The organism is Methylophaga thalassica MP (assembly GCF_000214595.1).
GTDB lineage: Bacteria > Pseudomonadota > Gammaproteobacteria > Nitrosococcales > Methylophagaceae > Methylophaga > Methylophaga thalassica.
In genome coordinates this window covers 145,162-159,279 of the sequence record NZ_AFIG01000001.1, presented here as the reverse complement: position 1 = coordinate 159,279, position 14,118 = coordinate 145,162, and the positions used below count along the sequence as shown (strand labels likewise).

General features: G+C 44.5%; 15 protein-coding genes. 5 read left to right on the top strand and 10 right to left on the bottom strand.

Translation table 11 applies throughout. The features are described 5' to 3' along the window. Positions 1 to 11 precede the first annotated feature (11 nt). From MAMP_RS00700 to dnaA, 10 genes are all read right to left on the bottom strand, one after another. Complete coding sequence (locus MAMP_RS00700) at positions 12 to 1,415, bottom strand: DUF3482 domain-containing protein (RefSeq protein WP_007144036.1); 1,404 nt, start codon at positions 1,413 to 1,415, stop codon at positions 12 to 14. After that, positions 1,408 to 2,703 (bottom strand): DUF2868 domain-containing protein, encoded by a 1,296-nt coding sequence (locus MAMP_RS00695; protein WP_007144035.1) that lies wholly within the window; start codon positions 2,701 to 2,703, stop codon positions 1,408 to 1,410. The genes MAMP_RS00700 and MAMP_RS00695 overlap by 8 nt, the downstream gene beginning before the upstream one ends. A 63-nt stretch (positions 2,704 to 2,766) precedes the next feature. Further along, positions 2,767 to 3,531 carry an undecaprenyl-diphosphate phosphatase gene (locus MAMP_RS00690; RefSeq protein WP_007144034.1) on the bottom strand — a complete coding sequence of 255 codons (765 nt, stop codon included), beginning with the start codon at positions 3,529 to 3,531 and terminating at the stop codon, positions 2,767 to 2,769. Between the two features lie 69 nt (positions 3,532 to 3,600). Then, positions 3,601 to 4,269 (bottom strand): adenosylcobinamide amidohydrolase, encoded by a 669-nt coding sequence (locus tag MAMP_RS00685; RefSeq protein WP_158005150.1) that lies wholly within the window; start codon positions 4,267 to 4,269, stop codon positions 3,601 to 3,603. A gap of 4 nt (positions 4,270 to 4,273) precedes the next feature. Further along, positions 4,274 to 4,984 (bottom strand): VC0807 family protein, encoded by a 711-nt coding sequence (locus MAMP_RS00680; RefSeq protein WP_202796099.1) that lies wholly within the window; start codon positions 4,982 to 4,984, stop codon positions 4,274 to 4,276. A 72-nt stretch (positions 4,985 to 5,056) separates the two neighbouring features. Further along, positions 5,057 to 5,572, bottom strand: coding sequence for a DUF6653 family protein (locus MAMP_RS00675; RefSeq protein ID WP_007144031.1), 516 nt, complete (start codon positions 5,570 to 5,572; stop codon positions 5,057 to 5,059). A gap of 71 nt (positions 5,573 to 5,643) precedes the next feature. Then, on the bottom strand, positions 5,644 to 6,231 hold the full coding sequence (locus MAMP_RS00670; RefSeq protein ID WP_007144030.1) for a DUF6151 family protein: 588 nt from the start codon (positions 6,229 to 6,231) through the stop codon (positions 5,644 to 5,646). A 136-nt stretch (positions 6,232 to 6,367) separates the two neighbouring features. Beyond that, a complete protein-coding gene (locus MAMP_RS00665) occupies positions 6,368 to 7,528 on the bottom strand; it encodes a hypothetical protein (protein WP_007144029.1) in 1,161 nt (386 codons plus the stop codon). Between the two features lie 97 nt (positions 7,529 to 7,625). Further along, a complete protein-coding gene (gene dnaN, locus MAMP_RS00660; protein WP_007144028.1) occupies positions 7,626 to 8,729 on the bottom strand; it encodes a DNA polymerase III subunit beta in 1,104 nt (367 codons plus the stop codon). 15 nt (positions 8,730 to 8,744) lie between these two features. Continuing rightward, the gene (gene dnaA / locus MAMP_RS00655) at positions 8,745 to 10,112 is read right to left on the bottom strand and encodes a chromosomal replication initiator protein DnaA (RefSeq protein ID WP_007144027.1); all 1,368 of its coding nucleotides are present in this window, start codon (positions 10,110 to 10,112) and stop codon (positions 8,745 to 8,747) included. Between the two features lie 270 nt (positions 10,113 to 10,382). Between dnaA and rpmH the strand changes: the two genes are divergently transcribed. Genes rpmH through mnmE form a run of 5 tightly spaced genes read left to right on the top strand, consistent with a single transcriptional unit; the run spans position 10,383 to position 14,116 of the window. Next, the gene (gene rpmH / locus MAMP_RS00650) at positions 10,383 to 10,517 is read left to right on the top strand and encodes a 50S ribosomal protein L34 (RefSeq protein WP_040576298.1); all 135 of its coding nucleotides are present in this window, start codon (positions 10,383 to 10,385) and stop codon (positions 10,515 to 10,517) included. Positions 10,518 to 10,549: 32 nt separating this feature from the next. Next, positions 10,550 to 10,903, top strand: a complete 354-nt coding sequence (rnpA, locus tag MAMP_RS00645; RefSeq protein WP_237701183.1) for a ribonuclease P protein component — start codon at positions 10,550 to 10,552, stop codon at positions 10,901 to 10,903. Then, on the top strand, positions 10,846 to 11,124 hold the full coding sequence (gene yidD, locus MAMP_RS15815) for a membrane protein insertion efficiency factor YidD (RefSeq protein WP_379007012.1): 279 nt from the start codon (positions 10,846 to 10,848) through the stop codon (positions 11,122 to 11,124). The genes rnpA and yidD overlap by 58 nt, the downstream gene beginning before the upstream one ends. Further along, on the top strand, positions 11,117 to 12,763 hold the full coding sequence (yidC, locus tag MAMP_RS00640; protein ID WP_007144024.1) for a membrane protein insertase YidC: 1,647 nt from the start codon (positions 11,117 to 11,119) through the stop codon (positions 12,761 to 12,763). The genes yidD and yidC overlap by 8 nt, the downstream gene beginning before the upstream one ends. Before the next feature lie 9 nt (positions 12,764 to 12,772). Then, entirely contained in the window at positions 12,773 to 14,116 is a 1,344-nt protein-coding gene (mnmE, locus tag MAMP_RS00635) for a tRNA uridine-5-carboxymethylaminomethyl(34) synthesis GTPase MnmE (RefSeq protein ID WP_007144023.1), read from the top strand. The last annotated feature ends 2 nt before the right edge of the window (positions 14,117 to 14,118 follow it).

Genomic DNA, 14,118 nt, shown 5'->3' with positions numbered 1-14,118 from the left:
TACTGTCCGGTTTATGCTGAAGGGGATAGGCAGAGTTTTAATATCCAGTCACGCAGTTTGACTAATTCTGAGTCACTTAAACCTTTGTGCGCTTTTTGTAGTAAACGGGTGAGTTGCACCTGTTCAACTTTGGGTAAATGATTCATACGTGCGGTCAGGTTAGTCTCAGGTAGCTCCGCGACAGAACGATCGGCATGGGTGCGGCGTAGAATGATTTCCAGAAAATCGACAGCACGACCCAGCACCACAAAAATAAAGGTCAGTTCTTTCATTGGCCCGGCTTTTAATGTCTCACCCGCTAAGGGGATGCCATTAATTTTGAGGTTTTCTGGTTTGGCTGTGGCGAATAATGATGCGGCGCCAGACACTAAGCCACCAAAAAATGCGCCGGTCATCAGTGATGTGCCACCCATACCAACATCAATGACAGCACCAGCCGCCGCGCCGGCAGAGGCAGATAAAGCGACAATTTTTTGTCTGTCTAAACCATAAAGATACCAATGACTGCTATCAAATAAGTCAGGATAGTCAGCGCTTAATTGCTGCGTTTGCATCTGCATTTCTGGATGTGCGAATAAGGCTTGTAACTGTTTTTGCATGCTGGCTTCAATATGACGCAGGCTGCTTTGATAATCATGTTTCAATTTGTCTTGCAAACGCGATTTCACAAAGTCGGCAGGCACTTTGATTTCACTGACATGACTGAGTATTCGTTGAATATGCTCTGCTACCACGAATGCACCTTGTCGTTCGAGGGATTCGAAATATTGCTTGAGTAGTTCAACTGTGGACTCGATATTGTGACGCCAGGGTTCGTATAACTCAGCAAAGGCCGACAAAATAGTGAATTGTTTCTGATGGTCTGCCGTCATGGGGTTAAACACCCGCACCACACTGAAATACTGGCTTAATGCATCCTGCCATTCCTGCACATAGGCTTCGCCACCAATCGGGTTGATCAATGCCATACGTGGTTGACCTGTCCATTGCAGAATGGTCATTTCGGCCTCAAATTCAGGGCTATAGGGAATAGAACCATCCACCACATAAATAATGCCGGCACCATTTAAAATTGGCTGTAATAACTCAACTTCATCATGAAATTTATGATTGCCTGAGGCGTGCTGCTCACGTACAAATGCCTGAATGGTATTTTTGCGTTCAGCTGCGTTCGGGGCGTGTTGCTGACACCAGGACATCACTTGTCTTGGACGTTGAAAGCCGGGTGTATCCACCAGTGTGTACTGTGTCTCACCATCAATATTCAGATCAAAGGTCTGTGCCGATGTGGTGGTGCCGGAAATTTCCGATATTTTGACGGCATCCTGACGGGTCAGGGTAGCGACAATACTGGATTTACCTTTATTTGGATGGCCCACGACGGCGAAGACAGGATGCGTGACAGACTCAGACATGTGCATGACCTTCTTTTAATGTAACCACGTGCCGTTGAGCAAAAAACTGCCATGATTTTTGTTGCTGCTGGTAACGTGAATCATCAGCATTAATCGGGTACAACACCAGACTGATTGATTTATTATACTGTTGAAGTAATTCAATACAATCTGCCAGTTCACCTGTGGGTGTCTGCATAGGATCAATGATAATCCATACTGGTTTATCAAACTGGCTGGCTGCTGAGTTTAGCCATTGTTCATCTTGTAACCAGTCATCTGATCCTAAGTTTTTTTCCACATTAAAGTGAATGTCAGGTTGCTGCCAGCTTATCAGGGCGGTTTCTGTCGAGGGTAAACTGACCGTGCCGCTTTCCACATGATGATCATCAGATTGAATAGGATTACGACTGACCTGATGTTGTTGCGCCACAATAAACTGTTCCACATCACTACTGTTTTGAATATTACGACGCAATTGACGGATAAACTGTTGTCGCAATAATAATGCTAACAGCAGGCGGGGCAGAATACCGTAAACCACGATAGCCATCACCAATGTCATCCACCATACATCGTTGGCCGAAACAGTCAGATCACTGGCCTGAGCATTAAATCGAGTTTGCTGGATTAACTCGGCGGTGGGCGCTTCTAGCAGCCAATGCCAGGGCCAGCTTATCGCCGTCATTAATTGCGTCATAGTCGCACTATCAGTAATGAGGGTGGATGACCAGCCAAACAGATAGTCCTGAAAGGTCGCCAGAATAAAAAATGACAGTAATGCAGAGGCTGAAAATAAAATAGCCGCTGATTGTAATTGCCACAATAACCAGGGTAGCAGTAAATTTTTGTAGCGAATGAATTGTTGCAGGTTCAGTTTATTTATCAACCAATGCAGCAATGGATGATGATGCAGATTATGTTTGGCGGGCGATAAAAAAGAAAAGTAAAAGCTGCTTAATGTGAGTAATAGCGGTAAAAACGCAAATAAAGCGAGTGGCACCCAGATGTTAATAAATGAGGCTTGACTGACATTTAACACCCCAGCCATGGCAGTAAAACCAATCAGCACGGCGATGACAGCAAGGAGCCGTAAAATACCCGTGGCTGGTGTGGTCAGTGACATCTGCTGTTGCCATGCCTGTAAGTACTCTGTGGCGGAGTGAGAACGGTTGTCAGATGACGGTATTAACTTATTATTTTTTTGTGAAACAAATAAACGAAAATCCAGCCAACGAAATAATGCTCGTGTAGCTCCACCTTTGAAGAAAAATTGCTCAATAGCTTTAGTGACGTGTTTAGAGGCCATGCAAGCTAGTATACAAAATACGATGAATTCAAGCTGAAATGAGTCTGTTCAAGGCGATGTTGTTTAATACAGCACGAGTAACAAGACGCCAAACACAATGCGATACCAGCCGAAAGCAACAAAAGTAAAGTTCGCCAGAAAACGGATAAATAATTTAATGACCAGATAAGCGGTGATAAAAGCGACAACAAAACCAACGATCAGCGGTAAGAAGGATGTATTGGCAAAATCCTGATAATGCGATATCAAATCCAGCCCTGATGCAGCCGCCATGACTGGCAGGGCAAGTAAAAATGAGAATTCAGCACTGGCTTTGCGACTCAAGCCTACAAGCAGTGCACCGATAATGGTGGAACCTGCTCGACTGGTGCCGGGAATTAATGCAAACACCTGAGCAATGCCGATAATCAAAGACTGCGTGTAGCTAACCTCATTGATATCATCAACTTGTGGTGGTTTCTCGCCGATAAATTTTTCTGTCAGTAAAAAAATAATACCGCCGACGATAAACATCACAGCGACAATCTGAACAGAAAACAGGGCTTTTATCTGATCGTGAAATAACAAACCAACAAGCCCGACCGGGACAAAAGATAAAGCAACCTTTGTCCACAAACCGACATACTTAGGTGAAAAACGCTCTTTATAACTGGCAATCACCGCCAGAATTGCGGCTAACTGGATAATGACTTCAAAGGCTTTATTGCTGTCTGTTTGTGCCAGTCCGAGCCAGTCACTGACGACAATCAGATGTCCGGTGGAAGAAATGGGTAAAAACTCGGTCAGGCCTTCAACAAACCCCAAAATAATACTTTGAAGAATATCCATACAGTCATCACTCAGCAGACAAAATTCGTAGCATGATAGCTGAGCCGAATCGAAAAGGGGGAAATCGTGTTATGAGCTTTCGGTTAGACTGCGTAAACAATGATTCAGACTGATGGAACAGGCCTGCAGTACCACCCGACCTATTAACTCACCGAGCGTTGTGTGTTTGCCGCAATAAGCATGTTGGGGTTCAGCGTCGGGACAAAAAACGGCATGGCTATCAGTGCCTGTGCCGCTGGCGGGCAGGCCAGAAACCGGACTGATAATCTCGGCATCACGAATAGCTGTCACTTTACTCTCGGTGAGTAATATCAAGGCTTCGGCAAGTGCAGCATCGGATAATGCTTGATTAATATATAAGCAAATATTGATGGTGCCAGGCACAGCGTGGTCATCGGCTTTATCACCTACTCGTCTAACATTACTCAGCCCGCTCGTTACCCAGCACTCAACCGTTAAAGCCTCTCTGTGTTCAATATGGTGACCTAATGACTGCATGGAGGCAGCGGTCATCATGCCGATAATGACTGGTGGTAATGCCAGTGCTTCTGCTTTATCTAGTAAGGTTTGCTCTGGTGCCAGGCAGGGTAGCGGAGAATGTTTATCCACCCGCATATTGAGTAAAGCGCTGGCTTTTTGCAGTCCGCCGTTTAACACAGCCGAGCTTAAAACTCTGCATCGCTCTGCTGGCAACAGCACGAGATAGTCTGGATGATGAATCAGTCTGACAGAGGACACGTGATTATTTATTGGCGACCTTCGGTGATACAACTTCTTCAAGTTTAAGGCCGGTTAAATCATGAATAGTCCGCCATAAATAATAAAAGATACCGATCATCATCAGCATGGAAGGAATCGCAATAACCGGGTAGCTATAAAGTGTAAGCAAGCCTAGTTGCTCATTAAACTCCTCACTGCCAGTTGGACTGGTGACCAACCATTTCACCAGTAAAAAATTCATAATGGCTGAAAATAAAAAGGTACCTGCTAATAAATAGGTCGCGTTGAGAAGACGCTTTTCAAATAATGCCGTACTGTTTTTTTCTTCAAGGCGGTCTTTGATCTTATCGACATCCATGATTTCACGGTTATATAAAAGGGCTCTGATCAGTGGGTATCGGGTAAATGTTGAGCCGAGAACAGCAATACCTATAATGGCAGGGATAGCCGCTTCTTTGATGGCTAACCATTTAGTATCTAGCTCAAATAAACCAATGCCGCCGGTGAGTAATACACTGATTAAACCCAGCAGAGCGATAAAGTTGAATTTACGGTATTTGATAAGTTCGAATATTCCCCAGCCAAGAGGAAAAGCCAGTGCCGCCATTAATGCACCACTGGCTCCCAAGTCTTCCGGTCCGCTCAATTTCATCAAAATAACTGACGGTAAAACGATACTGACCATCAGGTCTACAAACGGGCGTGGCTTATGTGTTGGCGTGCTATTTATCATCGTATTTTTTGTCTGGCTTGTATAAATCAGTCAGTGATTATATAGGATGTAGATAATTGATGGGATTACCTTTTATTGTTTATGGTTTTCCTCGGAAGCGTACTTGCCATTGCTGTTTTTCATCTCCCTGTATAGCCACACCATACGATCCACAAACCAGGCTTTGAACACCATAATCCAGATATTACTGGCAATCAGCAACCCAACATTCAGGCTGTATAAGCTATAAATAAAAAACGGTATGCCTAAAGCTGACAATGTTTGCAGCAGCATACAAACCTGTTGATGATGAACGGGTATAGGGATATTTTTGCGATTTAAATACAGTCGTTCGCCAAAGGTGCCCATCGACGCCCAGTTATCGGTGGATGATGGGACGTTAAATAATCGTGGGTTAAGCCAAATCCAGACAAAAGCCAAAACAATAGGTACTAACGAATAAATCCCCATCCACTCACGTGAATAAAAGGCGAGAGAGAGCAAGGGCAAGGTAGTAAAACGTGAATACACACTCCATGGGTTAGCATGCCGTTGCCAACTTTTTTCATCCATCGACATCAGTTTTTCAGACCATTTGATGATATCCATATTCTGTGCCTTTTTAAGGTTTATAACGGTTTATCATAATCGGGGTATGAAGCCGAAAAATCATGTTGATATTACTTCTGCTTTTTTAACTGGCCGAGTTGCTCATCGGTGAGAATGGTTGGCGTCACGATGGGTGCGCCATCTTTGGTAAATAATTCGGAGTGTTTATATTTACCACTAATCAACGTCGACAGGACAATGCCAAAAAAACGCATGACATTCCCGAATAAACCACTGGTTTTGGGTTTAGGCTCACCTGTTGCGGATTCCGTATTCACTTTGGCCACGTCACGACCAAAATCGGTTTCTAACCACGTCTTATCCAGACAAGTGTGCACCAAACCAATAAACGATACTTTTGGATTGTTCAGAGTATTACCGATGGGAGTATTACAGCAGGAGGCGTACCAGCGTAATAATCCTTTAGGAGAAAGTCGTAATAGGGCCAGATGCTCTAACCCTTGGGTAATATGCAAGCGAGGCTGGGCTAACTGGACGATATCGGTGCCACCATGCGCGTCGAGAATGTTATCCGACTTACCAAGATACTTTGCAAATGCCTGACAGTCTGAACAATAACAAATCACTCGGCTGGTGATGCCTTTACCGTCAATATGTCCAAGCAGGCTGCCACATTCACATTGAATCTTATGCATCATGGTCTATCTGTTCCTTCTGTCCTTATTAGCCTTATAAATACCAACTAGCCCTAACTAAGCTTATCGTAATCAAGCGCATAATAAATCAAGGTTTTGGCTTCTATATGAACAGTTCTTATCTACGCCTTGTTATTTATCAGAATTGAGCGATTTTCAGATGCTCAAGAATATCCATGATTTCATCACGGGCATCTGGGTCCTTAACAGGATAACGGGCGTTAATGGTCAGCTGTTGTTTGTTCTTCATATAAGCGGTTGCTTTAATCTGATGAAGATTATCTTTCTCGCTTTCTGACAGATAAATTTTTACATCGATACTAGCTGCCTCGATATGTTTCTGAGTTTCATGTGCTTTATCAAACTCAGCACGGCTCAGCGGTGATGGCTCTTTATTGAAACCGATGTAATGCAGCCCATAGTTATTTTCATAGCTGAATAGATAGGCAGCATTTTGCTGTGGGACATTCAGGTTTTGCAGTTTGAAATCAGTGAAACGAGTTTTGACCTTTACCGAAGGGATTTCATAGTCATCCGGAAAGATGCCGATATAAGGGTCTTGCCAGAAACTATCCTTATTATCACTGGGCTGAAGCATATCGACGCTGGCATTCTCCCAGCTTGAGATATTGAGTTGCAGCTTTTTATTAATGTCTTTTAATTTTCCAAGACACATGGCTTTCTCTTCTATTTTGCAGGGAAATGCCACCTCAAATACCAGGTTCTGATTCTGATAAAACCCCATCAGATACGTTTGCATATTACTGTTTACCCAGTAGATAGCGGCTTTACTATCGCCCTTACGATCTATGACCTGCGTGGCTGTCAGATTGCCTGAATAACTTAACTTGATGTCCTGGCTACCTGAAAATGCCGGATTTCCCATTTCGGAGTAAGAAGGAGATAAAAACAGCTCTTCTGGGTCGTAAGCCAGTTGTGCGTAGGTGACAACTTCACCCCATTTGGGATCTTTGAATACCTGCCAGGCATCTTCGTGGATATCACCATCTTGCCCGGTAAAGTTTTTATTATCATCCGAGGCATTTTTTAATTTGCCGATAAAAGGAAATACTTGATGCACATTGGTGATGACAATGGTCTCTGCTTTTTTGTCTTCGCCGGGATCCCATAAGCCTTCAAAAGGCGTCTTTTTTAGCCATGCGTCGAGATCGCCATGGGTTATTTGTTTGATGTCTTCAGGCAGTTCAACATCACGTGATTGACCACAACTTGCTAAAGCAATAAAAAATAAACTCAGTAGACCGACTAAAGTCCTTTTGTAAAAGGGCGTTAGTTTCATACTGTTACTCTCTCCAAGTCCTTCATATTGAATACAAATAAACTTGTATTGTTAATGTGGTGCTGATGTGAGTTTAAGGATGTTTCTCTAAAACATATCAGAGACGCATTGGCATAACGACGTATTGGCGTTCGAATTTTTCATCAGCCGGGGTAACAAGTGCGCTACTGGTTTCATCAGTGAAAAGCAGTTTCACTTTGTTATCCGGAATGGCATTCAGTAAGTCCAGCAGATAGGCATTATTAAAGGCAATTTCTAATGGGGCGCCTTTGTAGTCCACGCTGATTTCTTCTTCAGCGGATTCTTGTTCCTGGTTAGTAACCGTAGCTTTTAATTGATCGGTATCTAAGTTGATACGTACGCTACGGTGTTTATCATTCGACAAGATAGCCGCTCGTGATAAGGCTTGTTTTAATTCATCACGATCCGCCAGAACTTCTTTATCACCCCCGAGTGGCAACACGCGTTCATAGTTAGGGAACTGGCCATCAATCAGCTTGGAGGTAAAGTGAATATCAGGTAATTCAACTTTGATCTGTTGATTACTGAAGGCCATTTTAACGATGTCATCACTGTCATTGAGCAGGCGACCGAGTTCAATAATCGCTTTACGCGGCACGATAACACTGTTTTTTTCGCTGACAGGGATAGCTGTGGTCAGGCTGCCCAATGCGAGACGATGTCCATCGGTAGCAACAGCTCGTAAGGTCGTATCGTCACGTTCGAGCAATAAACCATTCAGGTAATAACGCACGTCCTGGCTTGCCATGGCAAAACTGGTTTCGTCGAGTAAAGATTTCAGTGCCGACTGTGGCAATGAAATTTCATCAATGTAATTAGCACCTTCGCTGTCCGGGAAGTCATCACTGGACAATGTCGCCAATGAAAAGCGACTTTTACCGGCTTTGACTACCGCTTTACCATCTGCCGCATTCACGCTGATGGTTGCATTGCCTGGCAGCGCTCTGACGATATCCAGCAACTTACGTGCTGAAACGGTGGTTTTACCTTCTTCTTCAACGGCTACGGGTAAGGTAGCGATCATTTCCAGTTCCATATCGGTACTGGTCATAGATAGTTGGTCACCTTGAACACGTAATAAAACGTTAGACAGGATCGGTAGCGTAGCGCGGCGTTCAACAATACTGCACACCAGTTGCAGCGGTCGCACTAAAGTATCTTGGCTGACAGTAAATTGCATGATGATTCTCTCGGGTTAACTCGACAGTGTTCGTAAAAGGTTACGGTAGTCTTCAGCCACGCGGGGATCCGACTCTTTTAATTCAGCAACTTTCCGGCACGCATGCAGGACAGTTGTATGGTCACGGCCACCAAAAGACTCACCAATTTCTGGCAGGCTGTGACTGGTTAGTTCTTTGGCAAGCGCCATGGCGATTTGCCGTGGTCGCGCGATGGAGCGTGTACGTTTTTTCGCCAGTAATTCAGACACACGCACTTTGAAATATTCCGCCACTGTTTTCTGGATGCTTTCCAGTGTGACTAGCTTTTGGTGAAGTGCCAGCAGATCTTTCAATGCTTCCTGTGCCATATCAATCGACATGGGCTGATTGGTAAAGCGAGAAAAAGCCAGAACGCGCTGCAATGCACCTTCTAGATCACGCACATTCGATTTTATACGCTTGGCAATAAAAAAGGCCACGTCTTCCGGTAGTGTAATCAGGTTTTGTTGCGCTTTTTTGATCAGAATCGCCACACGTGTTTCAAGCTCTGGTGGTTCGATAGCCACGGTTAAGCCCCAACCCAGGCGTGATTGCAAACGCTCATCCAAGTTGTCGACTTCTTTGGGGAAACGGTCACAGGTCAGAATGATTTGGCGCTGACCCTCTAACAAACTATTAAAGGTATAGAAAAACTCTTCTTGCGAGCGCTCTTTTTTGGCAAAGAACTGAATATCATCAATCAATAATGCGTCTGCACTACGATAGTGAGTTTTAAATTGATCGATAGCGTTGTTGCGTAATGCGGTAATCATGTCCTGAACAAAACGTTCAGATGACAAGTAAATCACACGAGCCTTAGGATTGTTTTGCTTGATTTTATTACCCACGGCCAACATCAAATGGGTTTTGCCGAGTCCGGTACCGCCATATAAAAAGAGTGGGTTATAACCGCTTGTTCCCGGTGCTTCCGCTACATGCAGCGATGCCGCTCGTGCAATCTGGTTAGATTTACCTTCGACATAACTATCAAAGGTGAAGAGTGGATTGATAGGACTACCTAGTGCGGGTTCTGACTTTATCGTTTCTGACTTTTCTTCTTTATTGGTTTTAGCTGGCGCGGAAGTGGTTGCCACACGTTTTGGCCGTTGAGGCACATGATCAATAGTACCTACTTCAATCGAAACATATTCGATAAGGCCTTGAGTTAATTGATGAACCAGCTGATTTATCTGTGCTTCTAGCTGCTCCTGAACCCACGCTTTAACATAAGGATTGGGCGCTAGTAAGCGTAAGCTCTCTTCGGTTTCGATCGCTTGCAGCGGCCTAAGCCAAGTATTCAGCTGCTGTGCCGACAAATCACCTTCGAGATGGGACAGACATTTTTCCCAAAGGGGTGATGACACATTAACTCCTTGATTTATACCGGTTTAAACAAAAATGAGGTGCGTTGGATAGCTAAGCTTTTTGATAGTATAGCTGGTAACGCAGGAGGTCTAAAGTTATCCTTAAGCCAGCTTTTTGGCAAGTAAAATAACCACAGAAAAAATGAAAGTCACTCTGGTTTGACTTGTTATGCCTTAAAACTTTATAATCCCGTGTCTTTTGCCTCGGCGGTTTTTGCTGCTGTTAGCACCGCAGGCAGCAAAACAATCAATATTTCTGGAGTTGGTGAAATGAAAAGAACTTTTCAGCCTAGCAATCTGAAGCGCAAACGCACACACGGTTTCCGCGCACGTATGAAAACAGTTGGTGGTCGTCGCGTTATTAACGCACGTCGTGCAAAAGGTCGCGCAAGACTGTCAGTATAATCTTCTCTGACATCCTTCAGGGAGGGCATGACTTGGCAACATTCGGCCGAGCCATGAAAATGAATCGCCCGGGAGACTTTTCTCGGGTGTTCCGTCAAGGAAAACGCACTGGTGGTGGGGGCCTGACGGTTTTAACGGTTGAGAACTCAGTGGGACATCCCCGACTGGGACTAGCGATAGCTAAAAAACACGTGAAATTAGCCAATCAACGCAACCGCTTAAAGCGGATTATTCGCGAATCATTTCGACAGAATCAATCCGCCTTATCAAACATCGATATTGTTGTATTGTCACGCCCCGGTGTGACAGAACGAGATAGCACTCAAATATGGGCAGCATTGGAGCGACATTGGTTAACAGTGGTGGCGCAATGGCAAAAATCCTAATCAGCCTCGTCCGAGGTTATAGACTTTTACTGAGCCCTTTCATCGGCATGCATTGTCGTTTTCAGCCAACCTGCTCACAATACATGATAGAAGCAATCGAACGTCATGGTTCTGTAAAAGGAACTTGGCTTGGTTTGCGTCGAATATCCCGCTGTCACCCTTGGCATGAGGGTGGACTTGATCCTGTACCTGAACTAAAAACAAAGAATCGTAATGGATAATCTCAGAACCCTATTTATTTTTGGTCTGCTCATCGTGTCATTATTGTTATGGCAGGCATGGCAAAAAGATTACGTACATCCTCAACAAACCGAACAAAATACGACCTCGACCCAGATCGATGATGGCTCGTTGGCCGCAAACGATGCAGCGTTGCCAGATATGCCTTCGGTTTCTGCTGAAGCCTTACCTGATGTGCCTGAATCGGCGCAATCGTCTGCAGCGACGAAACAAAAAATCCATGTAACAACGGATGTGATGGATATTGAAATCAGCACACAAGGTGGTGATATTCAAAATCTGGCCTTATTGAAATATGCCGTTAGCTCTGAAGAACCCAATACACCGGTGCAGTTTTTGAGTGATAAAAGTGATGCTTATTTCGTTTCACAATCTGGCTTGCGTTCGAATATGGATGTGCCAACACACTACGCTATCTATAAAGCTGATCAGCAAAACTATCAATTAAGAGATGGCCAGGACGAAATTAAAGTGCCGCTCTACTGGCAAGCTGATAACGGCCTGACAGTAGTGAAAACCTATACATTCAAACGTGATAGCTATGTGGTGAATGTTGACTACAAGATTATCAATAATACCGCTGATGCATTTTCTGCTTACCCGTATGCACAATTCAATCGTCAAAAACAATCCAGTGGTTCACGCTTCATTTATACCTATAGCGGACCTGTATTCTCAAACACAGGTAATGAATATGAAAAAGTGAAGTTTGATGATTTGGATGAAAAACCATTCGATCAGAAAGCGAAGGATGGCTGGGCAGCGATGATTGAGCATTATTTTGTAGCGGCGATAGTGCCTGAACAAAATGATGAAGAAAAAGGTTACTACGCACGCTCTCTTAATGGCACTAATTACACTGCCGGTGTCAGAATGCCAGCTATTTCTGTTGCGGCTGGCAGTGAAGGTCATGCGGATTATGAAATGTATCTGGGGCCGAAAAAAGCCGAACGTCTGGAAAAAGTAGCTAAGAACTTACAACTGACGGTTGATTACGGCATCTTTACTATTATTTCTGAACCCTTATTCTGGGTGATGGAATGGTTACACAAACTGACTGGCAACTGGGGTTGGTCTATTGTGCTACTGACGGTATTGATCAAGTTAGTTTTCTTCAAACTATCTGCCGCGAGCTACCGCTCAATGGCGGCTATGCGTAAGTTAACGCCAAAGCTGGCGAGTCTGAAAGAACGTTATGGCGATGACAAGCAGAAGTTCAATCAGGCGATGATGGATCTTTATCGCACTGAGAAAATTAACCCATTAGGCGGCTGTTTACCTATTCTGGTGCAAATGCCAGTATTCCTGTCTTTCTACTGGGTTCTGGTAGAAAGTATTGAACTGCGTCAGGCTGATTTTATTCTTTGGATTAATGACTTAACGGCCATGGACCCCTACTTCATCTTGCCAGTGTTGTTTGGTATTTCAATGTGGTTCCAACAAACATTGAATCCTGCACCACAAGATCCTGCACAAGCAATGATGATGAAGTTCTTCCCGCTGGTGTTTACCGTCTTCTTCGCCTTCTTCCCATCGGGTCTGGTGTTGTACTGGGTGGTGAATAATGTGTTGTCGATTGCACAGCAGTGGTATATCACTCGTAAGATGGATGCACTCTAAGCAGCGCTGATGGATACGATCGTTGCAGTAGCCACCGCGCCCGGACGCGGTGGTGTGGGTGTCGTCAGAATTTCAGGTAAAAAAAGCGCTGAGATTGTGGCAGCGATTTGTGGCAAGTTGCCGACACCGCGTTACGCCAAATTTACTCACTTTCGTGATGTCGATAATGACGTTATAGATGAAGGCATTGCGCTTTATTTTCCTGGTCCGGCTTCATTTACTGGTGAGGATGTTGTCGAACTTCAAGGGCATGGCAGTCCACTTGTTATGGACAGGCTTTGTCAGCGCGCTGTTGAGTTGGGCGCCAGAATGGCCAGACCCGGCGAGTTCTCTGAGCGTGCCTTCCTCAATAACAAAATGGATTTAGCTCAGGCTGAGGCTGTTGCCGATTTAATTGAAAGCTCAACAGAGCAAGCAGCAAGAAGTGCGATGCGATCCCTGCAAGGTGATTTTTCCAATCGCATTAATGATTTTCTGCAAGAACTGACTCATCTGAGAATGTATGTTGAAGCCTCTATTGATTTCAGCGATGAAGAAATTGATTTTCTCGCTGAAGCGCAAGTGGATGTGCAATTACAGGATTTATTAAAAACTCTTGATGGTATTACCGGTTCTGCCAAACAAGGCCGCTTATTACGCGAAGGTATCAGCGTGGTGTTGGCCGGCCAGCCCAATGCAGGTAAATCAAGTTTACACAATCAGCTAGCGGGTCATGATGCAGCGATAGTGACTGATGTGGCAGGCACGACACGCGATGTATTGCGTGAACAAATTCACCTCGGTGGTCTACCGTTACGTATTTCTGATACCGCCGGTTTGCATGATGCTACAGACGATATCGTTGAGCTAGAAGGCATTCGCCGTACCCAAAATGAACTTGCTCAAGCGGATCATATTTTATTATTGATTGACGATAGTAAAGGGCTTACCGAGCAGGATAAAAAGATTCTGGCTGAGCTACCAGCGAATAAACCACTGACTATTATCCGTAATAAGATTGATAAAAGTGGTCATCAGACAGGTTTGACCGAAGAAAATGGTTACCCCACTTTGTATCTCTCGGCGAAGTCTGGGGATGGGCTTGAGTTATTACAACAACATCTTTATCAGGCAGTAGGGTTTCATCCGGAAGAAGAAGGCGTATTTATTGCCCGCCGTCGACATCTTGATGCTTTAGCTCGTGCCAGACAGTCTATCGTCAATGGTTATGACTGTCTCTCAGGCATGGGGGCTGGTGAGTTGTTAGCTGAAGAGCTGCGTCTTGCACAGCAGGCCCTAGGTGAAATTACCGGCACATTTACTACTGAAGACTTATTGGATCATATCTTCTCCAGTTTTTGTATTGGTAAGTAAAT